This is a genomic window from Treponema sp. (assembly GCF_045657965.1).
In the GTDB taxonomy this organism is placed as follows: domain Bacteria; phylum Spirochaetota; class Spirochaetia; order Treponematales; family Treponemataceae; genus Treponema_D.
The window spans coordinates 1-5,439 of the sequence record NZ_JAZOUG010000315.1; the positions used below are offsets into that span (position 1 = coordinate 1).

Here is a 5,439-nt window from a genome sequence, read left to right on the forward strand (position 1 = left end):
TGCATTTTAAGGAAGAGCTTTCCCTGGAAAAAGTAGCCGGAAATTTTAATATTACCGCAAGTCACCTGAGCCGCTCTTTTAAAACATATACGCAGTTTACTTTTATTGAATATGTGAACAGTCTGCGTGTTTCTGAATCCTGCAAACTTCTGCATAATACTAAACTTTCTGTTCTTGAAATTTCAATGAACTGCGGCTTTGGATCTCTTACGCAGTACGGCCGCTGGTTTAAAAAACTTGTCGGAAAAAGTCCGATTGCATATCGTAAAAGATAAAAAAAGCCCTGCTTTGACAGCAGAGCTTAAAGAAAGCTATTTTAGAATTTTTTCACCACGGTCCATTGCTGTAAGACCTGTTTTACAAAGCTCTAAGATTCCGTATGGTTCAAGAAGCCGGATAAGACTTGAAATTTTATCTTCACTTCCGGTTGCTTCGACTATTACTGAATTCTGGGCGACATCGATGATGTGAGCGCGGAAAATATCGCAGGTCTCGATGATGACGGCGCGGTCAGTTCCAGAAGCTTTGACTTTAATGAGTGCCATTTCGCGCTGTGTTGTGTTCTCTTTGTGGCAGTGGCTTATTGAAATAACTTCAACGAGTTTGGAGAGCTGCTTTTTAATCTGTTCAAGGACATATTCGTCCCCCTGAACAACAATAGTCATTCGGCTCTGCCCCGGATTTCCGGTTTCACACACTGTGAGAGAATCAATATTAAAACCGCGCCGGCTGAAAAGACCAGATACACGGCTCAAAACACCTGCATGATCTTCAACTAAAACTGAAAGTACATATTTTTTCATAAAATTCTCCTTCTTAGTACACGCTCAAAATCTGTGAAAGCCGTTCTTTACCGATGATTTTCATGAAGTTTGCAAGGCGCGGTCCCTGATCTTTTCCGATAAGGGCGTGGTACAGGGCTGTGAACAGTGATTTTGCATCAAGACCAAGTTCTGTGGCGATGTCGTACATTGCCTGCTGGCAGTCTCTGTCCTGTGCAAATGAGCCTACCTTTGGAACAACTTCGTCGCGTACGCGTTTTACGGCAGTGAGCATGTCTCCTGTGATGTCTTCTGCTTTGCTTCCGTCATTTCGGATGGCAAAACACATGTCAGGTGCACAGTCAGGAGCTGATTCGTTAATCCAGTACCATGCACAGGCACATCGTTTACGAAGAGTTTCTTCCTGTTCCGGTTTTACATCGCCCAAAGATTTGATTACAGCATCTACATTGCCTGAATAAGTCTGCAAGAGAGTTGTGAGAAGACGGAAAGGAACCTGATAAGGCATAATCTTCGGCATATCTTCAATCTGGCTGAGCTCATAAAGGCGTTTTTCGCGGAGCAAAAGCTGTTCGCGTTTTGCAGGATCTTTTTCTTTAGGCTCTTCAACGCCCCAGACAAGGCGTTCTGTCCGGTCGTAAGCTTCGTAAATTGTGATTACATCGAGGTCAAATGAAATAGAGAATTCGTGATCAACTTTGTTTGAAGCGAAGATATATCGCAAAACTTCCGGCTGGTAAACTTCGAGTGCATCAACGAGCGAAATGACCTTTCCTTTTGAAGAAGACATTTTTCCGGGAACGCCCTTGAGCTTAACGAAGTCGTATTTCATTGTGACAGGTGCATCCCATCCGTAGAGGCGTTTTGAAACGAGTTTTGCTGTGTCGTAGCTGCCGCCCGGAGAAATGTGGTCTTTTCCGCCCGGTTCGAAGCAGACTTTTTCTTCGTTCCATCGCATAGGCCAGTCAACACGCCAGCCGAGCTTGAATTCTTTTGATGTCCGCAAGTCGCCTTTTTCGACATGACCGCATGAATTACACTTGTAAGTGATTCCGTATTCGCCGTCGTATTCAAGGATTTCAGTTTCGTCTTTGTTACATTTGCAGCAGAAAGCGGCTACAGGCCAGTAGACGTCACTGTCCTTCATTTTGTGCTCATCGTCGCGGTACTCGTTCAGGCACTGTTTAATTACATCGCGTTTCTGCATTGCGATTTTCATGCCTTCTGTGTAGCGGTTATCGCGGTAGCGGCTTGCCTGATACAAAAATTCAGGATGGATTCCTACTCGCGGAAGCTGATTTTCGATGTCTTTTTCGTGATGGCGCGCATAGTTTTCGTCACGACCGAATGTGTCCGGAACCATTGTGATTGGATAGCGAAGATATTTTTCGAGTTCTTCCGGTTTCGGCATGTTTGCAGGAACTTTTCGGAATACGTCGTAGTCGTCCCATGAATAAATAAAGCGGACGTTCTTGCCGCGGTCACGGAGTGCGCGTACAACTAAATCAACCGTGATGATTTCGCGGAAGTTTCCGATATGGACAGTGCCAGAGGGAGTGATTCCTGAAGCGCAGGTGTATGAATCCCGCTCTCCCTTCTGCTTGATGATTCGTTCAGCCTGCTGGTCAGCCCAGTGGCAAAGTTCTTTAGGATTTCTTTCTGACATAATGCTGATATTATAATGAAATGAATGCTTTTACTCAATTAAGGCATTTTTATTCACAGCCTATTCCTTCATCGTATATTCAGTATCTTCATCAATCATTTTTAGCATAATTTCTGCATATTTCGGGTCGAACTGGCTTCCGGTTCCTTTTTCGATTTCGCTTCTTACAACTGACTGTGCAAGAGTGTCGCGGTAACTTCGTTTGCTTGTCATTGCATCGTAAGCATCTGCAACTGCGATTATGCGGGCTGTATCCGGAATGTCTTCACCTGAAAGGCCTTCAGGATACCCTTTACCGTTGTATTTTTCGTGATGATAATGTGCTCCAATGCTTAAATAAGGTGAATGTGTGATATTCGAAAGAATTTCCCAGCCCCAGACAGGATGTTTTTTAATTTCGTTAAATTCTTCGTCATTCAGTTTGCCGTTTTTGTTGATGATTGCACCGCTTACACCGATTTTTCCGACGTCATGGAGAAGGGCGGCAAAATAGATTTCATTGATTTCGTTTTCGGTTTTACCGGCACGTTTTGCAATTTCGCGCGAATATTCTGCAACTCTGTTTGAGTGACCGTGAGTGTAGCGGTCTTTTGCATCGATTGCACTTGCAAGGGCAGCAGCAGTCTGTGAAAAAAGCTCTCCCAAATGCTCCTGTTCTTTTTTCATTAACTCAATTTCGTGCTCGTGTGCTTTCTGTAAATCGTAAGCCTTCTGTGCATCCCTGTGCCGCTGTAAATACATGGTTATGGCAGTAATCATCAGGGCTATCATGAACATTGTGTAATTGATAAGTTCTCCTTCGCCCATAAACCATGCATTTCCCTGCACTGTGTGGTAAACGTGATTTACCAGGTAAACAAACAGAAGTGAAAATGTTGCCGTAATTATAAGCGAAATAAAAGGACGCCAGATCATGATTACGGTTGCAATGAGTGTCATGTTTAGAAAGCACGTAATCATCCTTCCTTTTGAAATGTCGTGAAGGGAAGTCATCATACCGAAGTAGATTCCAAGTGCAAAGTAAAGAAATATAAAAAGTCTTGCAAATTTTTTAAGAATGTTTAATTTTCCTGAAAGGTATAAAACTGAATAAACGAAGATTAATGCTGCGGCTGAAAGTAAAATCCAGTATCCCCAGGTATAACTAAAAAAATTAAAAAGTGATGTAAATTTTGAGTGGTATTTTACAACCTGTCTTATCAGCATCCATATTTCAAGGCAGATTACAACAAACGAAATGTTTCTGGCACTGCGGATATCAGCTTCTTTCAAAAGATTTTCGACATACGGTGGATTTTTATAAAAACCAAGAAAAGTGCGGATTTTTGACCATAAATCTTGTAAAATCATAAGAACATTATAATCTATTTTAAGAAATTGTAAATTATGTTATTATTTTTGAGGAGTAAAAATGAAAAACGAAAGATGGGTATTTCACAAAGATGTTCCGGCACAGAATGCCGGTGAAGGTGTTATCCGGCGCGTGCTTGCTTACAGTGATGATTTAATGTGCGTGGAAAATACGTTTAAGAAAGGGGCTGTCGGGGCATTGCATCAGCATCCGCATACTCAGATTACTTATGTTGTGAGCGGCAAATTCGAATTTGAAATTGACGGCGTTAAAAAAATTGTCCAGAAAGGAGATTCTATGCTCAAGACAGACAGCGTGATTCACGGATGTGTGTGCCTTGAAGACGGAATTCTTCTGGACATTTTTAATCCTTACCGTAAAGATTTTGTAAAGGATTAAAACTTTCAGCCTTTAATTTCTTTTACAGAATTGTCGTCGTTTAAAAGCACAATCTGTGGTTTCCAATTGTCCGCATTTTTTTCGTCAATCCATGTGTATGAAACGACGATGATTTTATCTCCAGGCTGGGCCAGTCGTGCTGCCGCTCCGTTAAGGCAGAATTCTCCCTTTTTACCCGGAATAATGTAGGTTGCAAGCCGGGCACCGTTATTGATGTTGAAAATTTCGACCTTTTCCCATAAGTGCATACCGGCTTTTTTTACAAGCTCCGTGTCGATTGAGATAGAGCCTTCATAATCAAGAATTGTCTGAGTAACAGTTGCCCGGTGCAGTTTAGATTTCAAAACTTCAATATTCATAATTTTCTCCATGTTTTATTTATTCAATTCTAAAGCAATCCTTAATCCGTCCAGTACCAGCTGGCTTTCGATTCTATCAAAAAGTCCAGCCCCACGGAACAGGTTTGAAAATCCGCCTGTTGCAATAACGACAGGTTTTTCCCCGCAGAAAACTTCTTTTGTATACCGGTCTATAAGCTCTCTGATTGTGCCTAAGGTTCCGTAGTAAAGACCAGACTGAATTGCGGTTACTGTTGAAGAGCCGCATGCTTTTTCAGGTTCTACGATTTCTACGCTTGGAAGCTGTGCAGTTCCCGAAGAAAGTGCGTGCATCATCATGTTGATTCCTGGCATAATTGCTCCGCCGAAGTATTCGTTTTCTTTTGTGATTACATCGACAGTGGTTGCAGTTCCCATATCTACAACGATTATGTGACTTTTAAGGCGCAGTGAACTTGCTCCGATTGCAGCGGCGATTCTGTCCGCACCGATTTCTTTTGGGTTTGCGTAACGCAGTTTAAGGCCGGTTTTGATTCCAGAGCGGATCATAAGCGGCTCAATTCCAAAATATTTTACGCACGCACTGGTAATCGCATAGTTGAGTGAAGGAACGACCGAACAGATTGCAATGTCAGAAATCTGTTTTGAGTCGATTCCGTTTTCGCGCAGTACTGAGCGCAGAAAAATGCCGATTTCGTCACTTGAAGTGCCTTTGGTTGTAGCACAGCGGAAAGTGAGCGTAATTTTTTTGTTCTGATAAACACCGCCTGAAAGCTGAGTGTTCCCGATATCAAGTGTTAAAATCATAAATTTTCCTCATTTTTATCCACAGATTCACACAGATTTTATGTTTTTAGGTGGGGGAAGTCTCCCCCTACGCGCCCACTTCGTTGGTCGCTACCC

The 5,439-nt window shown here is 42.5% G+C and carries 7 protein-coding genes; 2 read left to right on the plus strand and 5 right to left on the minus strand.

Annotated features, from left to right (window positions below; genetic code table 11):
- The coding region (locus tag ACKI5B_RS11860; RefSeq protein WP_407429022.1) for a helix-turn-helix domain-containing protein at window positions 1–275 on the plus strand (275 nt) is incomplete at its 5' end.
- A gap of 36 nt (window positions 276–311) precedes the next feature.
- Here ACKI5B_RS11860 and ilvN read toward each other — a convergent pair.
- From ilvN to ACKI5B_RS11875, 3 genes are read right to left on the minus strand one after another with little or no spacing between them, the layout of a single operon-like run.
- Window positions 312–803 (minus strand): acetolactate synthase small subunit, encoded by a 492-nt coding sequence (gene ilvN, locus ACKI5B_RS11865; RefSeq protein ID WP_407429024.1) that lies wholly within the window; start codon window positions 801–803, stop codon window positions 312–314.
- Window positions 804–816: 13 nt separating this feature from the next.
- On the minus strand, window positions 817–2,448 hold the full coding sequence (gene lysS, locus ACKI5B_RS11870) for a lysine--tRNA ligase (protein WP_407429026.1): 1,632 nt from the start codon (window positions 2,446–2,448) through the stop codon (window positions 817–819).
- A 60-nt stretch (window positions 2,449–2,508) separates the two neighbouring features.
- Complete coding sequence (locus ACKI5B_RS11875; protein WP_407429028.1) at window positions 2,509–3,798, minus strand: HD-GYP domain-containing protein; 1,290 nt, start codon at window positions 3,796–3,798, stop codon at window positions 2,509–2,511.
- Between the two features lie 61 nt (window positions 3,799–3,859).
- Here ACKI5B_RS11875 and ACKI5B_RS11880 point away from each other — a divergent pair, with 61 nt between their 5' ends.
- Window positions 3,860–4,198 (plus strand): cupin domain-containing protein, encoded by a 339-nt coding sequence (locus ACKI5B_RS11880; RefSeq protein ID WP_407429030.1) that lies wholly within the window; start codon window positions 3,860–3,862, stop codon window positions 4,196–4,198.
- A gap of 5 nt (window positions 4,199–4,203) precedes the next feature.
- Here the strand turns inward: ACKI5B_RS11880 and panD are convergent, their stop codons facing one another.
- The gene (gene panD, locus ACKI5B_RS11885; protein WP_407429032.1) at window positions 4,204–4,557 is read right to left on the minus strand and encodes an aspartate 1-decarboxylase; all 354 of its coding nucleotides are present in this window, start codon (window positions 4,555–4,557) and stop codon (window positions 4,204–4,206) included.
- A 15-nt stretch (window positions 4,558–4,572) separates the two neighbouring features.
- The gene (locus tag ACKI5B_RS11890; RefSeq protein ID WP_407429034.1) at window positions 4,573–5,343 is read right to left on the minus strand and encodes a type III pantothenate kinase; all 771 of its coding nucleotides are present in this window, start codon (window positions 5,341–5,343) and stop codon (window positions 4,573–4,575) included.
- Window positions 5,344–5,439 lie beyond the last annotated feature (96 nt).

Coding starts and splice junctions, on each gene's coding strand:
- ilvN (WP_407429024.1), bottom strand. CDS start 803: ATGAAAAAATATGTACTTTCAGTTTTAGTTGAAGATCATGCAGGTGTT.
- lysS (WP_407429026.1), bottom strand. CDS start 2,448: ATGTCAGAAAGAAATCCTAAAGAACTTTGCCACTGGGCTGACCAGCAG.
- ACKI5B_RS11875 (WP_407429028.1), bottom strand. CDS start 3,798: ATGATTTTACAAGATTTATGGTCAAAAATCCGCACTTTTCTTGGTTTT.
- ACKI5B_RS11880 (WP_407429030.1), top strand. CDS start 3,860: ATGAAAAACGAAAGATGGGTATTTCACAAAGATGTTCCGGCACAGAAT.
- panD (WP_407429032.1), bottom strand. CDS start 4,557: ATGAATATTGAAGTTTTGAAATCTAAACTGCACCGGGCAACTGTTACT.
- ACKI5B_RS11890 (WP_407429034.1), bottom strand. CDS start 5,343: ATGATTTTAACACTTGATATCGGGAACACTCAGCTTTCAGGCGGTGTT.